Raw genomic sequence first — 17413 nt, 5'->3', positions numbered from 1 at the left:
CAGTAATCAGGTGGCCGGCCAATTACTTGACGTCAATTCTGCGACGTATTTTGCGTCGTATGAAGGCTAAATGCCAGCACCAATCGTCCGAAATGCGAGGCTATCTGCATATCTTTCTTTCGATGGGTGGCGCGGCCCATGGGCTCCATTCGCTCAGATTAGCTCAAGTCCCAGGTCCCGGCCGCCATTGCGCCATCATCCGACCACCCGCACGGGCAATGGTTCACGAGGGGCGCGGATGATGTCGCAACCTGGCTCGCCATGCAGCGCCGGGCCGGCCATTTTCCCGCTTCCGCGGCGCCGGCGGGCGGGTATCATACGCGGCGTCCGCGCCCCGGGAGGCGCGGTGCAGAGATGAGCATGAGCGGCAAGTTGATCTATCTGATGGGGCCTTCGGGCTCGGGCAAGGACAGCCTGCTCCAGGCTGCGGCGGCGCCGCTGGCCGAGCGGGGCGGGCAGGTCGTGCGGCGGGTCATCACCCGCTCCGCCGAGGCTCGCGGCGAGGACGCCGAAGCGGTGACCCCCGAGGTCTTCGAGCGCCTGGAGCGCGAGGGCGCCTTCGCCATGAGCTGGCGGGCCAATGGCCTGTGCTACGGCATTCCGCGGCAGATCGACCACTGGCTGGCCCAGGGACGCGTCGTGCTGGTCAACGGTTCGCGCGGCTACCTGGAGGAAGCGCGGCGGCGCTATCCCGGCCTGCTCGCGGTGCTGTTGCAGGTCGCCCCCGAGGTGCTGCGCCAGCGCCTGGTCGCTCGCGGCCGGGAAACCCTGGCGGAGATCGAGGCGCGCCTGGCGCGCAATGCCGCCTTCGCCGAGGGTCTGGCGCCGCCGCTGCGGGTGCTGGACAACTCCGCCAGCCTGGAGACCAGCGTGCGCGGCCTGCTGGCCCTGCTGGAGGATGCCGGGCTCAGCGCAGCGGCAACGCCAGGCTGAGGCCGCTGTTCGTTCAGGCGGGCCTTCTCGGCAGGTGTGAAATCCGCGCCGCGGCATGACAAATGCGTCGACGCTGGTTAACATGCCCACCCGGTCCCGGCAGCCGCCGCGGGCCCAGGCGTGTCCCCATAGTTCAAGGGATAGAATAAGCCCCTCCTAAGGGCTAGATACTGGTTCGAATCCAGTTGGGGACGCCATTCTTCCCGCCGTTTCCTCATTGCCCCCGGTTTCTTGCCACTGCGCCTGGCGCCGATACCCGATAGTCGAATCCAGACGTCTGGCGATGACGGAGAAGCGATGAGCCATTTCCCGGAGCGGTCCGAGCGATGCTGAGCGCCGAACTCAAGGCCTTCTATATGGTGGCCCGCCTGGGCAGCATCACCCAGGCGGCGAAGAAGCTCGGCCTCAGCCAGCCGACGGTGACCACGCAGATCCGCAGCCTGGAAGGCCAGTACGCCGTGGAGCTGTTCTACCGCGGCGGCCGCCGCCTGACCCTCACCGACGAAGGCGCGCGCCTGCTGCCCATGGTCCAGGCGCTGCTGCAGCAGGAGTCGGACATCGAGTTCTTCCTGCGCAACTGCGGGCAGATGCAGGGCAGCCTGCGCATCGGCGCCACCTCGCCCTACTACGTGCTGGGGCTGATCAAGGCCTTCCGCGAGCGTTACCCGCAGATCGAGGTATCGGTGGAGATCGGCAACTCGCAGCAGGTGCTGGAGGCCCTCTACGAATGCCGGGTCGACCTGGCGGCCTCGTCGCAGCCGGTGGAGGACGCGCGGCTGATCCACCTGGTGCTCGGCCGCGACCCGCTGGTGCTGGCGGTGCACCGCAGCCACCCGCTGGCGGCGCAGCGCTCGGTGGCCCTGGGCGAGCTGCGCAACCATTGCCTGCTGATGCGCGAGGCCGGCTCGACCACCCGCGAACTGACCGAGAAGCTGCTGCGCGAGTCCGCGGTGACGCCGGCCTCGATGCTGGAGATCGGCAGCCGCGAGTCGATCCGCGAGGCGGTGATCCGCAACCTCGGGGTGAGCATCATCTCGCGCCAGGAAGTGCCGGATAACCCCGAACTGCGGGTACTGGAGCTGCAGGGCGCGCCGCTGATCGACGAATACCTGTTCTGCCTGAAGGAACGCCGCCAGGCGCGCCTGACCAGCGCCTTCCTGGCCCTGGCACGGGAAACCGCGCCCGCCGCGTAGCCGTCCGCGATAGCCGGATGTTCCTCCTGCAGGAGAAACACTGACGTAGGATGGGTTGAGCGAAGCGATACCCATCAGCGCGGCCGCATGGGTTTCGCAAGCTCAACCCATCCTACGAAAAGCATCTCGGCGCAGCCGGCAGCTCCTGCAAAAAGCCTTTCGCCATCGCAAATCTGCCTATACCTCTATCGGCGCAGTTGCACCCATCGCAACAGAGCCTTCGCATTCCTTCCCTAGCATGGCCTTCCATCGAGCCCCGCGGTCTGTCGCCGCGGGCCAGCTGCAAGAGGTTCCGCCATGCACGATTCCCTCTCCACCGGCACCCCGCTGCGGGTGCGCGACATGCACAAGCGCTTCGGCCACTTCGCCGCCCTCGACGGCGTTTCGCTGGATATCGAGGGCGGCGAGCTGGTCTGCCTGCTCGGCCCCTCCGGCTGCGGCAAGACCACGCTGCTGCGCTGCATCGCCGGGCTGGAGCGCCAGGACGGCGGCATCATCCATATCGGCGAGCGCGACGTCTCGCGCCTGCCGCCCCAGGCCCGCGACTACGGCATCCTGTTCCAGTCCTACGCGCTGTTCCCCAATCTCAGCGTCGAGCAGAACGTCGCCTACGGCCTGACCGGCGCCAGCCGCGAGGAAGCGCGCCAGCGCGTGGGCGAGATGCTCGAACTGGTCGGCCTGGCCGGCAGCGAGAAGAAGTACCCCGGCCAGCTCTCCGGCGGCCAGCAGCAGCGCGTGGCCATGGCCCGCGCGCTGGCCCCGGCGCCGTCGCTGCTGCTGCTCGACGAGCCCATGTCGGCGCTGGACGCCCGGGTGCGCGAGCACCTGTGCGGCGAGCTGCGCCAGTTGCAGAAGAGCCTGGGCATCACCACCCTGATGGTCACCCACAACCAGGACGAGGCCATGCTGATGGCCGACCGCATCGCCGTGATGAACCACGGCAAGGTCGAGCAGTACGGCAGCGCCCAGGACATTTACAGCGCCCCGGCCACGCCCTTCGTCGCCGAGTTCGTCGGCCAGGGCAACTGGCTGCCCTTCGAGCGCGGCGTCGACGGCCTGGCGCGGGTCGGTGGCCTGAGCCTGCGCCTGCATGGCGAGCGCGCCAACGCCACGCGCGGGCGGCTGTTCTGCCGCCCGGAGGCGATCGGCATCAACCCGGTGGTGCACCAGGAGAACCTGTTCCGCGCCCAGGTCCGCGAGATCACCTTCCTCGGCAACCGCTGCCGCATGAGCTTCGAACTGCACGAGCTGCCCGGCCACGCGCTGCTGGCCGAGCTGGCCCCGGAGCAGATGCCGCGCCTGGGCAGCGCGGACATCTGGGTCTCGCTGCCGCCGCAGAGCCTGCAGGTGTTCGCCTGAGATGGATGCCGCAGTGAAACTCGACCCGGCCCTGGCCGCTGGCAAGTTGCGCGGCGACCTCGGCGACCGCCTGTTCATCCTCGGCGGCAAGCTGTTGCTGCTCGCCCTGCTGGCCCTGGCCGTGCTGCTGCCGCTGCTGGCCATCTTCTGGCGCGGCTTCAGCGGCGCCGAAGGGCAGGGCGGCGGCCTGGCAGCCATGGCCGAGCTGCTGGCCAGCGCCAACTTCCACTGGCTGCTGGGCAATAGCCTGAAGGTCTCGCTGAGCGTGGCGGCCATAGTCGTGCCGCTGGCCTATGGCTTCGCCTACGCCCTGCAGCGCACGCTGATCCCGGCCAAGGGCCTGTGGCGCGGCATTTCCCTGCTGCCGCTGCTGGCGCCGTCGATGCTGCCGGGCATCGCGCTGATCTACCTGTTCGGCAACCAGGGCCTGCTGCGCAGCTGGGTGCCGGACAACATCTACGGTTTCTGGGGCATCGTCCTGGGCGAGGCCATCTACACCTTCCCCCATGCGCTGATGATCCTCCTTTCGGCGCTGTCGCTGGCCGACGCGCGGCTGTTCGACGCCGCCTCCAGCATGGGCGCCAGCCCCTGGAAGGCGTTCCGCAGCATCACCTGGCCGGCCTCGCGGCAGGGCGTGTTCGCCGCCTTCTGCCTGGTGTTCACCCTGACCATCACCGACTTCGGCGTGCCCGTGGTGGTCGGCGGCGACTACCAGGTGCTGGCGCTGGAAGCCTACAAGGCAGTGGTCGGCCAGCAGCAGTTCGGCCGCGGCGCGCAGATCGGCATGCTCCTGCTGCTGCCGGCGCTGTTGAGCTTCGCGGTGGACGCCTGGCTGCGCCGGCGCCAGGGCGACTCCATGAGCGGCCGCGCCCAGGTCTACCAGCCCAAGCCCTCGCACCGCCGCGATGGCGCCTACCTGGCGCTGGTGCTGCTGGTCAGCGCGGTGATCCTCGGCGTGCTGGGCATGGCCGTGTATTCCTCGCTGGTGAAGTTCTGGCCGTACAACCTGTCGTTGTCGCTGCGCCACTACGCCTTCGAGGAAACCGCCGGCGGCGGCTGGCTGGCCTACCGCAACAGCCTGACCCTGGCCTGCTGCACCGCGCTGTTCGGCAGTGCGCTGATCTTCACCGGCGCCTACCTGATCGAGAAGACCCGCGAGCAGGCCTGGCTGAACCAGCTGCTGCGCATGTTCTGCTTCGTGCCCATGGCGGTGCCGGGCCTGGTCCTGGGCCTGGGCTACGTGTTCTTCTTCAACCTGCCGGGCAACCCGCTGCACGTGTTCTACGGCAGCATGACCCTGCTGGTGGTGTGCACCATCGCCCACTACCTGACCACTGCGCAGATGACCGCCACCACCGCGCTGCGCCAGCTCGACGGCGAGTTCGAGGCCGCCGCGCTGTCGCTGAAGATGCCGCTGTGGCGTCACTACCTGAAGGTAACCCTGCCGATCTGCCTGCCGGCGCTGCTGGACATCGTCCGCTACCTGTTCGTCTCGGCGATGACCACGGTGTCGGCGGCGATCTTCCTCTACAGCCCGGACAGCATCCTCGCCGCCGTCGCCGTGCTGAACATGGACGACGCCGGCAACGTCGGCGGCGCCGCCGCCATGTCCACCTTGATCCTGCTCACCTCGGCGGCCGCCTCGCTCGTCCTGGCCCTGGCCTCGCGCGGCCTGCTGCGCCGGTCCCAGGCCTGGCGCCGGAGCGGCCACTGATTCCCCACGACCCACGTTGCACCTGACCGCCACCCCCGCGAACGCGGGGGCCCAATAAACAGAAGGAGCGCACCATGTTCAAACGCCTCGCCCTCGCCGCCGCTGTGCTCGCCGGTTTCAGCCTGCACGCCAGCGCCGCCACCGAACTGACCGTCTACACCGCCCTGGAGCCGGAGCAGCTGAAGGCCTACAAGGAAGCCTTCGAGAAGCAGAACCCGGACATCGAGATCAAGTGGGTGCGCGACTCCACCGGCATCGTCACCGCCAAGCTGCTGGCCGAGAAGGACCGCCCGCAAGCCGACGTGGTCTGGGGCCTGGCCGCCTCCAGCCTGGCCATTCTCGATCAGCAGGACATGCTGGAGAAGTACGCGCCCCAGGACCTGGCCGCCATTGGCAAGAACTACCGCGACCCGGCCAACCCGCCGGCCTGGGTGGGCATGGACGTGTGGGCCGCGACCATCTGCTTCAACAGCGTGGAAGCCGAGAAACAGGGCCTGTCGAAGCCCATCAGCTGGCAGGACCTGACCAAGCCCGAGTACAAGGGCAAGATCGTCATGCCCAACCCGGCGTCCTCCGGCACCGGCTTCCTCGACGTCTCCGCCTGGCTGCAGACCTTCGGCGAGAAACAGGGCTGGGCCTACATGGACGCCCTGCACGAGAACATCGGCCAGTACGTCCACTCCGGCTCCAAGCCGTGCAAGCTGGCCGCCGCTGGCGAGTTCCCGATCGGCATCTCCTTCGAGTACCCGGCGGTGCAGCTCAAGCGCCAGGGTGCGCCGCTGGACATAGTGCTGCCCAAGGAAGGCCTGGGCTGGGAAATCGAAGCCACCGGCATCGTCAAAGGCACCCAGCACCTGGATGCGGCGAAGAAACTTGCCGACTTCTCCGCAAGCCCCGCGGCCATGGAGCTGTACAAGGAGAACTTCGCCGTGCTCGCCCAGCCGGGCATCGCCAAGCCGCAGACCGAACTGCCGGCGGACTACGAGCAGCGCCTGATCAAGAACGACTTCGCCTGGGCCTCGAAGAACCGCGACGCCATCCTGGCCGAATGGCGCAAGCGCTATGACGGCAAGTCGGAGAAGGTGGCGCAGCAGTAAGCGCGAAGCAGAGCAGAGCACCCTCTCCCTAGCCCTCGACTGCGCGCCCCGCCCTGAAGGGAGAGGGGACTCCCTCTGCAGCGTCATCGTCATGGCGTTCCTCCTGAGGTTTCAGGCGGGCTCAGATATCGATCCACGCGCCGAACAGCTCCCTCTCCCTTCAGGGAGAGGGTTGGGGAGAGGGGCTCTTCACGCACCCAAGGACTACCCCCATGTCCCAACAAAACACCGACATCGCCATCATCGGCGCCGGCATCCTCGGCCTGTCCCACGCCTACGCCGCCGCCCGCCGCGGCCTGCGCGTGCGCGTCTTCGAACGCAGCGCCATGCCGCTCGGCGCCTCCATCCGCAACTTCGGCCAGGCCCTGGTCGGCGGCCAGCCGCCGGGCGTCATGCTCGACCTGGCCCGCGCCAGCCGCCCGCTGTGGGCCGAATGGGCCGAGCGCGCCGGCTTCGCCATCCGCCGCAACGGCTCGCTGCTGTTCGCCCGCAGCGAGGCCGAGGAAAACCTGCTGGAAGCCTTCTGCGCCGGCCGCGCCAGGGAGCACGGCTACCGCGCCGAACTGCTTCGCGGCAAGGCCCTGGACGCGCTCTACGATGGCGCGTTCAGCAAGCACCGCGCGGCCCTGCACAGCCTCGACGACCAGCAGCTCTACTCTCGCGAAGCGCTGCCGGCGCTGATCGACTGGCTGCGCCGGGAGCTGAAGGTGGAATTCCACTTCTCCACCTTGGTGCGCAACATCGAGCCGGGCCTGCTGCGCACCACTGCCGGCACCTTCCAGGCTGGGCAGATCCTGGTCTGCTCCGGCCACGACTACCAGACCCTGCTGGCCGAGCAACTGGCCGCGCTGAAGCCGCAGGTATGTCGCCTGCAGATGCTCCGCGCCCGTCCCGAGCGCGACCTGGACCTGGGCCACGCGCTGCTGACCGGCCTGAGCTGCGTGCACTACGGCGCCTTCGCCGACCTGCCGCAGGCCCAGGCGATCCATGAGCAGATCCGCCGCGAGACGCCGGCGCTGGAGCGCCACGGCATTCACCTGCTGATCAGCCCCACGCCCTACGGCGAACTGATCATCGGCGATTCCCACGACTACGGCAGCGATGCCGCGCCCTTCAACGCCGAAGCGGTGGACCGCCTGATGCTCGACCTGGCCGAGGACACCCTGGGCATGCGCGTCGAGGTGGTCGAGCGCTGGCAGGGCGTGTACGGCGCGCGCGGCCCGGCGCCGTTCTCGGTGTTGCAGGTGGAGGCGGGCATCAGCGCGGTGCTGATGCACACCGGCGTCGGCATGAGCGTGGGGCCGGCGCTGGGCGAGCGGACCATCGCCGGGCTGTTCGGCTGAAGCATTCGTCATCGCGCTGTCATCGTTCTGGCACCGGATCGTCATGCCGGCCTGCTAAGCAGGAAGGTCGCCGGCCCGGCCCAGGGCGATGCCACATTCAGCGAGCGCGCATGAACCAACGTTTCACCCAGGACCCCTGGGATTCCGACCTGTTCGGGTTGCTCTACGGCTTCCGCTTCCATCCCGGGCAGCGCGGCCAGGAACTGGATTCCAGCGCCGCGCTGCGCTGGCTGGAGGCGCCGGGGGAGGGCGAGGACTTCGTCTGGCTGCACCTGAACCTCGCCCACGCCGCCTGCGAGCGCTGGATGAAGAGCCACCTGGAGCTGCCCGAAACCTTCTTCGAGACCCTGCGCGAGGGCTCGCGCTCCACGCGCATCGAGCACGTCGACGCGGCGCTGCTGGCGGTGGTCAACGACGTGGTGTTCAACTTCGGCAGCGTCTCCTCGGACGTGGCCACCCTGTGGGTCTGCGCGCGCCGCCGCCTGCTGGTGACCGCGCGCATGCAGCCGCTGCGCTCGGTGGACCGCCTGCGCTCCTCGGTCAAGCACGGCGAGTGCTTCCGCTCGCCGCTGGAGCTGCTGGTGCATTTGCTGCGCGACCAGGGCGACATCCTCACCCAGATCGTCCGCGAGACCACCGTGGGCGTGGACCGCATCGAGGACCGCCTGCTGTCGCAGAACCTCTCCGACAATCGCGCCGACCTGGGCGCCATGCGCCGCGTGCTGGTGCGCCTGCAGCGCCTGCTGGCGCTGGAGCCGGGCTCGCTGCTGCGGCTGCTCAACCGCCCGCCGGACTGGCTGCAGGAGGCCGACGTGCGCGACCTGCGCGAGGCCACCGAGGAATTCTCCCTGGTGATCAGCGACCTCACCTCCCTGGGCGAGCGCATCAAGCTGCTGCAGGAAGAGATCGCCGCGCAGCTCAACGAACAGAGCAACCGCACCCTGTTCACCCTGACGGTGGTCACGGTGCTGGCGCTGCCGATCAACATAGTCGCCGGCTTCTTCGGCATGAACGTCGGCGGCATTCCCCTGGCGGAGAACCCCCATGGTTTCTGGCTGCTGGTGATGCTGGTGGCCAGCTTCACCCTGCTGGCCTGGCGCTGGGCCTTCCGCAAGCGCAACGACGCCTGAACTGTCACGCGGCTGACACCGGCGCGGCCAGGGCGTGGTCGATGAGGAAGGCGAGGCGGCGTATAACCGCGAACGGTTATCCGCCCTACGCCAGGGATGTTCTCGGCCTCCCAGACATAAATTGTCACACTTGCCCGTCATGCTGGCGCGGTCATCTCCCGCAACCGGATTCCCGCATGACTAGCGAAACCCTGGCCAGGGACGGCGCCGCCGTTCTCGAAGGCCGCCCGCACCTGGACAGCAAGCCCGGCCGTCTCACCGCCCTGGCGTTCTATGCATTGCTGGCCGTCGGCCTGCTGTTCTCTGCCTGGAGCCTGGTCCACGACGTCGACGAGGTGGCCAGCGCGGTCACCACCTGGACGCCTTTCCTGCTGCTCGGTGTGGCCCTGCTGATCGCCCTGGGGTTCGAGTTCGTCAACGGCTTCCACGACACCGCCAACGCCGTGGCCACCGTCATCTATACCCATTCGCTGCCGCCGCACTTCGCGGTGGTCTGGTCCGGCTGCTTCAACTTCCTCGGCGTGCTGCTCTCCAGCGGCGCGGTGGCCTTCGGCATCATCGCCCTGCTGCCGGTGGAGCTGATCCTGCAGGTCGGCTCCTCGGCCGGCTTCGCCATGGTCTTCGCCCTGCTGATCGCCGCCATCCTGTGGAACCTCGGCACCTGGTGGCTGGGCCTGCCGGCGTCGTCCTCGCACACTCTGATCGGCTCGATCATCGGCGTCGGCGTGGCCAATGCGCTGATGCACGGCCGCGACGGCACCAACGGCGTGGACTGGGCGCAGGCGACCAAGGTCGGCTACTCGCTGCTGCTCTCGCCGCTGATCGGCTTCGCCTGCTCGGCGCTGTTGCTGCTGGCCCTGCGCCTGCTGGTGAAGAACCGCGCGCTGTACAAGGCGCCCAAGGCCAAGGCGCCGCCGCCGTGGTGGATTCGCGGGCTGCTGGTGCTGACCTGCACCGGGGTGTCCTTCGCCCACGGCTCCAACGACGGGCAGAAGGGCATGGGCCTGATCATGCTGATCCTGATCGGCACCGTGCCCATGGCCTACGCGCTGAACCGCGCCATCCCGGCCGACCAGACCACCGCCTTCGTGGTCCTCGCCGAGGCCACCCAGCAGGGCCTGCAACGCAGCGCCCAGGGCTCGGCGCCGGCCGACCCGCGCCCGGTGCTCTCGGAATACATCCGCACCCATGAAGTGAAGCCGGCCGTGGTGCCCTCGCTGGCCGCGCTGACCGGCAGCATCGGCGCCGAGGTGAAGAGCTACGGCAGCCTGGCCAAGGTGCCCGCCGAGGCCATGGCCAACGTGCGCAACGACATGTACCTGGCTTCCGAGACCATCCGCGTGATGGACAAGGACAAGGCCGGCGACTTCGACGCCGATACCCAGGCGCGGCTGATGGCCTTCAAGGGCAAGATCGACGACGCTACCCGCTTCATCCCGCTGTGGGTGAAGATCGCCGTGGCCATCGCCCTCGGCCTGGGCACCATGGTCGGCTGGAAGCGCATCGTGGTGACCGTCGGCGAGAAGATCGGCAAGAGCCACCTGACCTACGCCCAGGGCGCCTCGGCCGAGGTGGTGGCGATGCTCACCATAGGCGCGGCGGACATGTACGGCCTGCCGGTGTCCACCACCCACGTGCTGTCCTCCGGCGTGGCCGGGACCATGGCGGCCAACGGCTCGGGCCTGCAGATGCGCACCATCCGCAACCTGCTGATGGCCTGGGTGCTGACGCTGCCGGCGGCCATCATGCTGTCCGGCTCGCTGTACTGGCTGTTCACCAAGCTGTTCTGACGGATAGCCAGGTTCGAAGCGCCGCCCCTCGGGGCGGCGTTTTCGTTCATGGGCGCGGTGTGTGGCGTACCCCGCAGGAGCGGGCGGGGCAGCCCCGTAGGATGGGTTGAGCGAAGCGATACCCATCACCATGGCCCGATGGGTTTCGCAAGCTCAACCCATCCTACGAAGAGCGCCTCGGCGCAGTCGGCACACTACGGTGGCGTACGGAAATTCCCTTCATCCACCTGCTTGAAATATCGAACGACCGGTGCGTATTTTGTACAGGTCGCACAGCCTGTGTGCGGCCGTATTACAAGGATAAGAAGTCATGACTAGCGAAGGACGCAGCCCGCTCGCCGAGCGCCTGGCTGGAGTCGAAGAGATCGAATGCGTCACCCCCGACCTCAACGGGGTGCCGCGCGGCAAGGTGATGACCGGCGAGGGCTTCCTCTCCGGGCGGCGCCTGCAGCTGGCCCGCGGCGTGCTGCTGCAGTGCATCATGGGCGGCTACCCGCCGGCGCGCTTCTACGGCAGCGACGACGGCGACCTGGCCCTGATCGCCGAGCCCACCCAGGTCCACCGCCTGCCCTGGAGCGACACTCCGCGCGCCCTGGCCATCTGCGACGCGGTGGAGTTGGACGGCCAGCCCTCCGGCCTGTCCAGCCGCGGCCTGCTCAAGCAGGTGGTGGCGCGCTATGCCGAATATGGCTGGCAACCGGTGGTGGCCACCGAGCTGGAATTCTTCGTCTTCGCCCCCAACCCGGACCCGCAGCAGCCGTTCCAGCCGCCGCTGGGCCTGGACGGCCGCCGCGAGATGGGCCACTCGGCGTTCAGCGTGTCGTCCAACAACGGCCTGCGCCCGTTCTTCGAGGACGTCTACCGCTGCATGGCCGCGGTGGGGCTGGAGCGCGACACCTTCATGCACGAGATGGGCACCAGCCAGTTCGAGATCAACTTCCTGCACGGCGACCCGGTGCTGCTGGCCGACCAGACCTTCCTGTTCAAGCACCTGCTCAAGGAAGTGGCGCTCAAGCACGGCCTGCTCGTCGTGTGCATGGCCAAGCCGCTGGCGCACACCCCGGGCAGCTCCATGCACATCCACCAGAGCGTGGTAGACGGCGAGGGCCGCAACATCTTCAGCGACGCCGAGGGCGAGGCCACGCCGGCCTTCCGGCATTTCATCGGCGGCCTGCAGGCCTGCCTGGCCGACTTCACCCTGCTGTTCGCGCCCAACGTCAACTCGTTCCAGCGCCTGTGCCACCCCTACGCCTCGCCGAACAACGCCTGCTGGTCCCACGACAACCGCGCCGCCGGCCTGCGCATCCCGGCCAGCCCGCCGGTGGCGCGGCGGGTGGAGAACCGCCTGGCGGGCGCCGACGCCAATCCCTACCTGGCCATCGCCGCCAGCCTGGCTGCCGGCCTGCACGGCATCGACAACGAGCTGGAACCCAGCGCGGCCATCCAGGGCGAGTTCGAGGTGCCGGACGAACTGCTGCTGCCCTGCACCATGTACGACGCCTTGCGCCGCCTGAAGCGCAGCGAGCTGGCGCGGCGGATGTTCGGCGCCGAATTCGTCGACGGCTACGTGGCTAGCAAGGAGCTGGAACTGACCAGCTTCTTCGACGAAATCACCCCCTGGGAGCGCCGGGTGCTGGCCGCCCAGGCCTGAGGCCGAGCGGAGCCCGCCACGGCGGGTTCCGACCTCCGGCTTTGCCATGGACGACGCCTTTCTTTGCGTACCCGTCAAAGGGCTCGACGCGCCTTGCGGCAGGCTCTAGGCTGGTAGCGAACGCCCGCCTTCGCGCGGGCGTGCTTCGTGTAGTACGGCGGCGTCCTGCCGCCCGTCTTGGACCGGAGGTCCGATGCGGATTTTCACTGCCTTCCGTGCGCTTTACTTCGCCACCCTCACCCTGCTCACCGGCTCCGGCCTGCTGAGCACCTACCTGGGCCTGCGCCTGGCCGCCGAGAAGGTCGACGGCCTGTGGATCGGCGCCATGATGGCGGCCTATTACCTGGGCCTGGTGCTGGGCGGCAAGATCGGCCACCGGCTGATCGCACGCGTCGGCCACATCCGCGCCTACGTCGCCTGCGGCGGCCTGGTGGTGGCGGCGGTGCTGGGCATCGGCCTGACCAGCTGGCCGGCGATCTGGCTGCTGCTGCGCACGCTCATCGGCCTGGGCATGATGTGCCAGTACATGGTCATCGAGAGCTGGCTCAACGAGCAGGCCGAGGCGCGCCAGCGCGGCGCGGTGTTCGCCGGCTACATGGTGGCCTCCTACCTGGGCCTGGTGGCCGGCCAGCTGATCCTGGTGGCGCACCCGGGGTTGGGCCCGGACCTGCCGATGATGATCGCGCTGGCCTTCGCCCTGTCGCTGATCCCGGTGTCCATCACCCACAAGGTCCACCCCGCGCCGCTGCATCCGGCTCCGCTGGAGCCGCGCTTCTTCATCCAGCGGGTGCCGCAGTCGTTGACCACGGTGCTGGTCTCCGGGCTGGTGATCGGTTCCTTCTACGGCCTGGCGCCGCTGTACGCCACCGAGCAGGGCCTGAGCGTCGAGCAGATCGGCGTGTTCATGGGCGTGTGCATCTTCGCCGGCTTGCTGGTGCAGTGGCCGCTGGGCTGGCTGTCGGACCGCTACGACCGCGCGCTGCTGATCCGCAGCGCCGGCATCCTGCTGCTGGTGTTCGCCTTGCCGCTGGCGGTGCTGCCGTCGCTGCCGATGGAGGCCATGGTGCCGATGGGCTTCATGGTCTGCCTGGTGCAGTTCACCCTCTACCCGCTGGCGGTGGCCTTCTCCAACGACCACGTCGAGGGCGAGCGGCGGGTATCGCTGACCGCCATGCTGCTGGTCACCTTCGGCGTTGGCGCCTGCGTCGGCCCGCTGGCGACCGGAGCGCTGATGCGTGCCTTCGGCCCGAACATGCTCTACGCCTTCGCCGCGACCTGCGCGCTGATCGTCATCTGGCGCGTGCGCCCGGAGAAGGTCACCGGTCTGCACCGTGTCGACGAGGCGCCGGTGAAGCACGTGCCCATGGCCGACAGCCTGGCCAGCTCGCCGCTGTCGGCGGCGCTCGACCCGCGGGTGGCCGACGAAACGGTGGAAGAACAGATGAAGACCACCCCGGCGCCAGCGCCCGCGGTGCCGGAGGCACCCGGCGTGCCCGAGGCGGAAGAGGAAAGCCGGCCGGGGTAGGGCGGGGAAGGACGGGCGCTAGAACAGCTCGTCCTTCTCGAAGCGACGCGCTTCGCGCTGCAGCTGGTAGACGAAGCGCTCGATGTGGCGCTGCTCCAGGCCGCTCAGGCGGTTGAAGCGCAGGCCGGCGAAGCTGGCGTTGACCTTCTCGTCGAAGTGCACGTGGCGCAGTTCCACTTCCACGGTGATGGCGCCGAACGGCAGGCGGGCGGTGAAGCGCTCGTAGAGCTGGCCGGGTTGCAGGCGCTCGTGCACGTCGCCGGCGAAGCGCACCTTGCAGCCGGTGGCGGAGATGTCCAGCAGGTTGCCGCTCAGCGCGGCCTTGAGCTTGTCGCCGGCCAGTTCCACGGCGACCGGCTGGGTCTGCTTGAGGGCGGCGCGGTAGGCGTTGCGGCGCTGGTGGTAGAGCATCTCGGCGGGCATCGGCAGCCAGTAGCAGCGGGCGCCGTCGAGTTCGCTGAACTGCGCGGCCTGCTGGCATTCCCAGGCGATCCGCACGCCTTCATGGAAGGCTTCGATGCGGAAGTTCTCGCCATTCTGCAGGAAACGCTCGCCGTCATTGGGGATCAGTTCGTCCAGGGCCACCCGGTTGCGTTCGCGGTCCACCGCGACGACGAAGCTCTGGAAGCGCTGGTTGCGCTCGGCGAAGCTGATCACCAGCGGGTCATGGCTATCCATCAGGATTCGCAGGTTGGCCTGGATCTCCACGGCCGCCTTGAGCGTTTTCGGCGGTTGCGGGCCATTTTCCTCGGCGAACGGGCTTGCCACTGTCCTACGATCTCCAGATGTATTTATTGTGGGAATTTTCTTTTGCAAGGCGATGGCATTCTGCCGCATCGCCCTGCCGGACGCCAGGGTTCAGGCCTGGCTGAGGGGACGCTGGCGGCTGCCCTGGGTCGCGCCGCCACGGCGATCGTAGAGGCTGGGGGTGTCCTGGCCGCGGAGGATGTCCAGCAGGCGGCCGGTGGCGTGCTGGTTGTTGCGGATGATGCGGCCGTTGCGCAGGTTGGCCTGCTGGCATTGTTCCAGCAGCGCCGCCAGGCGCTCGCTGAGTTCCACGGTGCCCGGCTCCACCTTGCCCTGCGCGGCCAGCGCGGCGAGGCCGGTGCGGTCGCTGCCGACGCCGGCCTGGCGCAGCGTCTCGCTGCGCTGGCGGCCATTGCGCTCCAGCTGCTGGAGCAGCGGCAGCTTGCTGTCGAGCAGGCCCTGCAGGCGCTCCAGGTCACGCGCGTCGAGGGCGTGGAATTCGTCCTCGATCAGCTGCAGAAGAGCCTCGGCGGCGCCGATATCCTCGGTGATCAGATGGAGCAGGCTGGCGTTTGGCATGGCGGCTCGGCGTTCAGGGCGTCCTTGGGGAACCCCGCGCTCAGCGCTGGGATTCGAAGTCGAGCAGTTTGCCGGCGACTTTCTGGCTGTCGACCTGGTAGCTGCCATCGGCGATGGCCTGCTTCAGCCGCGCGACCTTTTCCGAGTCGACGACGGGTTGGTCTTTCAGCTGGTCGCTGGCTTTCTGCAATTGCTGGGCGGTGCTGCTCAGTTGCACGGACTCACCGCTGCCAGTGGCCGACGCGCTGCCGGCGCTTTCGCTGCCGGCGGCTTCGCTGCGGCCGGCCTGGGGCTTGCCGGTGCTGCCGGTGGAGACCGGCGCGCTGGCATTGTTCAGCCGGTTGAAGTCGATGACCATGGTAGTGAACCTCTGCGGGTTTAGGACGCTTGCCTGTAGGTTTCGGCTGACATCCATAAAACTTTAGGGCGGTTTTTCGTGCGCCTTCGCACAGTTTAGTGAAGGCTGGCGCGCAAGCGCCAGACTTCCGCCGCTAGAGCGTGACCTGCACCGCGCCTGGCTCCACCACCCGGGCCTTGATGATGCGCTGCGAACGCAGATTGCGCACGCGAATCTGCTCGCCGGGCACCCCGTCGGCCATGGCCTCGCCGGGCATCACCACGTTGACCGCGCCGGTTTGCGCGCGGATCACCACCTGGTCGCCCTTGCGCACCGCCGCGGCCTGTTCGAGGAACACCGGGGCGAGGATCTGGTCGCTGACCGTCGGTCGCTTGAGCTTCTGCCCCACGGCCTGCTGCGGGTCGGTCAGGTAGCCCTGGCTGAGCAGGCCGATGTCGCGCTCCATCAGGCTGATGTCGCCCGACTCCAGCACGTGGTCGCGCTTGAGCGGCTGGGTGGTCACCACTACCTGGCGGAACAGCTTGACCTGGGCCGGCACGTATACCGACCAGGGCGAGGAGCCTTCGCAGCGCACCAGCACCGAGACGCGCCCCACGGGCTGCGCGGGGCTTTCCAGGGATTGCGTCAGGTCCTTGTCGCAGGCCGCCAGGCGCAGGCGCGGGTCGATGCGCGCCACTTCTATCTCGTAGCGTGCTTCGATGCCGCTGCGTTGCAGATAATCTTCCACCTTGAACTCAAGAAAGCCCTGGGTGGAGCCGATAAGAATCTCGGGCGCGGTGAAGTCGTCGGCCCAGGTCGGACCCGGGGCGAACGCGCCCAGCATGCCGAGCACTCCGCAGAGTGACAGGGCATGGGCTCGGGACCGTCGGAAAAACGTCGTTGGCAGTTTCATGCCACGACTTCAAGCAAGGCTCGTGCCGATTGCCGCCCTGGGCGGCACGGCGGATACGAAGGGGGCGCAATGGCCGGAGTCATGGATTCGGTCAACCAGCGAACGCAGCTGGTTGGGCAGAATCGTCTCGAACTGCTGCTGTTCCGGCTGGATGGCAGCCAGTTGTACGGCATCAACGTGTTCAAGGTGAAGGAGGTACTGCAGTGCCCGCGCCTGACCGTGATGCCCAAGTCCAGTCCGGTGGTGCGCGGGGTGGCGAACATCCGTGGCGGCACCATCCCGATCCTCGACCTGTCGATGGCCACCGGCCGTCGCGGCCTGCGCGAGATCGACAACAGCTTCGTGATCATCACCGAGTACAACACCAAGGTGCAGGGCTTCCTGGTGCATTCGGTGGAACGCATCGTCAACATGAACTGGGAGGAGATCCATCCGCCACCCAAGGGCACCGGCCGCGACCACTACCTGACGGCGGTGACGCGGGTGGACAAGCAACTGGTGGAGATCATCGACGTGGAGAAGATCCTCGCCGAGGTCGCGCCCACCAGCGAGGACATCTCCGAAGGCGTGATCGACGCCGACACCCAGGCCCAGGCGGTGACCAAGCGGGTGCTGGTGGTGGACGACTCCTCGGTGGCGCGCAAGCAGTTGATCCGCTGCCTGGAGACCGTCGGGGTGGAAGTGCTCGCGCTCAATGACGGACGCCAGGCGCTGGACTACCTTCAACAGATGCTGGCCGCCGGTGGCAATCCGGGCCAGGAATTGCTGATGGTGATCTCCGACATCGAGATGCCGGAAATGGATGGCTACACCCTGACCGCGGAGATTCGCCACGATCCGCGGCTGCAGGACCTGCACATTCTCCTGCATACTTCGCTGTCCGGGGTGTTCAACCAGGCGATGGTGCGGAAGGTCGGCGCCAACGACTTCCTCGCCAAGTTCCGGCCCGATGATCTGGCGGCGCGTGTCGTCGAGCGCATCAAGGCGGCGGACGCACGCTGAGGAGGGCACTTCGGGGTAGTCTGCAACGGCCGGGGGCGACCCCGGCCGCCTGGCGTCGGGATCGACGCCCGGCCAACTGGAAAGAGGCGTGATCGGTGAC

General features: G+C 68.1%; 15 protein-coding genes and 1 tRNA gene. 12 read left to right on the top strand and 4 right to left on the bottom strand.

Going from position 1 to position 17413, the window contains the following annotated elements; translation table 11 throughout:
• The first annotated feature begins 360 nt into the window (after positions 1-360).
• The 11 genes from phnN (at position 361) to QSJ95_RS11330 (ending at position 13735) form a co-directional block, all read left to right on the top strand.
• Positions 361-933 carry a phosphonate metabolism protein/1,5-bisphosphokinase (PRPP-forming) PhnN gene (gene phnN / locus QSJ95_RS11380; RefSeq protein ID WP_285642457.1) on the top strand — a complete coding sequence of 191 codons (573 nt, stop codon included), beginning with the start codon at positions 361-363 and terminating at the stop codon, positions 931-933.
• A gap of 122 nt (positions 934-1055) precedes the next feature.
• A tRNA-Arg gene (locus QSJ95_RS11375) sits at positions 1056-1130 on the top strand.
• Positions 1131-1259: 129 nt separating this feature from the next.
• A complete protein-coding gene (locus tag QSJ95_RS11370) occupies positions 1260-2126 on the top strand; it encodes a LysR substrate-binding domain-containing protein (RefSeq protein ID WP_009620785.1) in 867 nt (288 codons plus the stop codon).
• Between the two features lie 297 nt (positions 2127-2423).
• A complete protein-coding gene (locus QSJ95_RS11365) occupies positions 2424-3485 on the top strand; it encodes a putative 2-aminoethylphosphonate ABC transporter ATP-binding protein (RefSeq protein WP_285642456.1) in 1062 nt (353 codons plus the stop codon).
• Position 3486: 1 nt separating this feature from the next.
• Positions 3487-5199 (top strand): putative 2-aminoethylphosphonate ABC transporter permease subunit, encoded by a 1713-nt coding sequence (locus QSJ95_RS11360; protein WP_285642455.1) that lies wholly within the window; start codon positions 3487-3489, stop codon positions 5197-5199.
• Between the two features lie 74 nt (positions 5200-5273).
• A complete protein-coding gene (locus QSJ95_RS11355; RefSeq protein ID WP_285642454.1) occupies positions 5274-6296 on the top strand; it encodes a putative 2-aminoethylphosphonate ABC transporter substrate-binding protein in 1023 nt (340 codons plus the stop codon).
• Positions 6297-6508: 212 nt separating this feature from the next.
• A complete protein-coding gene (locus QSJ95_RS11350; RefSeq protein ID WP_285642453.1) occupies positions 6509-7639 on the top strand; it encodes a TIGR03364 family FAD-dependent oxidoreductase in 1131 nt (376 codons plus the stop codon).
• A 110-nt stretch (positions 7640-7749) separates the two neighbouring features.
• Positions 7750-8769, top strand: coding sequence for a transporter (locus QSJ95_RS11345; RefSeq protein ID WP_043314322.1), 1020 nt, complete (start codon positions 7750-7752; stop codon positions 8767-8769).
• A 176-nt stretch (positions 8770-8945) separates the two neighbouring features.
• Positions 8946-10559, top strand: coding sequence for an inorganic phosphate transporter (locus tag QSJ95_RS11340; RefSeq protein WP_285642450.1), 1614 nt, complete (start codon positions 8946-8948; stop codon positions 10557-10559).
• Between the two features lie 412 nt (positions 10560-10971).
• The gene (locus tag QSJ95_RS11335) at positions 10972-12210 is read left to right on the top strand and encodes a glutamine synthetase family protein (RefSeq protein ID WP_285642629.1); all 1239 of its coding nucleotides are present in this window, start codon (positions 10972-10974) and stop codon (positions 12208-12210) included.
• Positions 12211-12403: 193 nt separating this feature from the next.
• Positions 12404-13735, top strand: a complete 1332-nt coding sequence (locus QSJ95_RS11330; protein WP_285642448.1) for an MFS transporter — start codon at positions 12404-12406, stop codon at positions 13733-13735.
• 18 nt (positions 13736-13753) lie between these two features.
• Here QSJ95_RS11330 and QSJ95_RS11325 read toward each other — a convergent pair whose 3' ends face one another.
• The 4 genes from QSJ95_RS11325 to flgA all read right to left on the bottom strand — a co-directional run bounded on the left by QSJ95_RS11325 (position 13754) and on the right by flgA (position 16242).
• Positions 13754-14503 carry a flagellar brake protein gene (locus tag QSJ95_RS11325; RefSeq protein WP_064582341.1) on the bottom strand — a complete coding sequence of 250 codons (750 nt, stop codon included), beginning with the start codon at positions 14501-14503 and terminating at the stop codon, positions 13754-13756.
• A gap of 90 nt (positions 14504-14593) precedes the next feature.
• Positions 14594-15061: a flagella synthesis protein FlgN gene (locus QSJ95_RS11320; protein ID WP_285642445.1), complete on the bottom strand. Its 468-nt coding sequence runs from the start codon at positions 15059-15061 to the stop codon at positions 14594-14596.
• Between the two features lie 40 nt (positions 15062-15101).
• Positions 15102-15419, bottom strand: a complete 318-nt coding sequence (flgM, locus tag QSJ95_RS11315) for a flagellar biosynthesis anti-sigma factor FlgM (RefSeq protein WP_043319388.1) — start codon at positions 15417-15419, stop codon at positions 15102-15104.
• A gap of 133 nt (positions 15420-15552) precedes the next feature.
• Entirely contained in the window at positions 15553-16242 is a 690-nt protein-coding gene (gene flgA / locus QSJ95_RS11310; protein WP_281687484.1) for a flagellar basal body P-ring formation chaperone FlgA, read from the bottom strand.
• A gap of 138 nt (positions 16243-16380) precedes the next feature.
• On the opposite strand from flgA, the gene QSJ95_RS11305 reads away from it, so the two are divergent.
• Positions 16381-17313: a chemotaxis protein CheV gene (locus tag QSJ95_RS11305; protein ID WP_009620824.1), complete on the top strand. Its 933-nt coding sequence runs from the start codon at positions 16381-16383 to the stop codon at positions 17311-17313.
• Positions 17314-17413 lie beyond the last annotated feature (100 nt).

The organism is Pseudomonas sp. NBRC 100443 (assembly GCF_030268185.1).
GTDB lineage: Bacteria > Pseudomonadota > Gammaproteobacteria > Pseudomonadales > Pseudomonadaceae > Pseudomonas > Pseudomonas citronellolis.
This window is presented reverse-complemented; position numbering and strand designations above follow the sequence as displayed.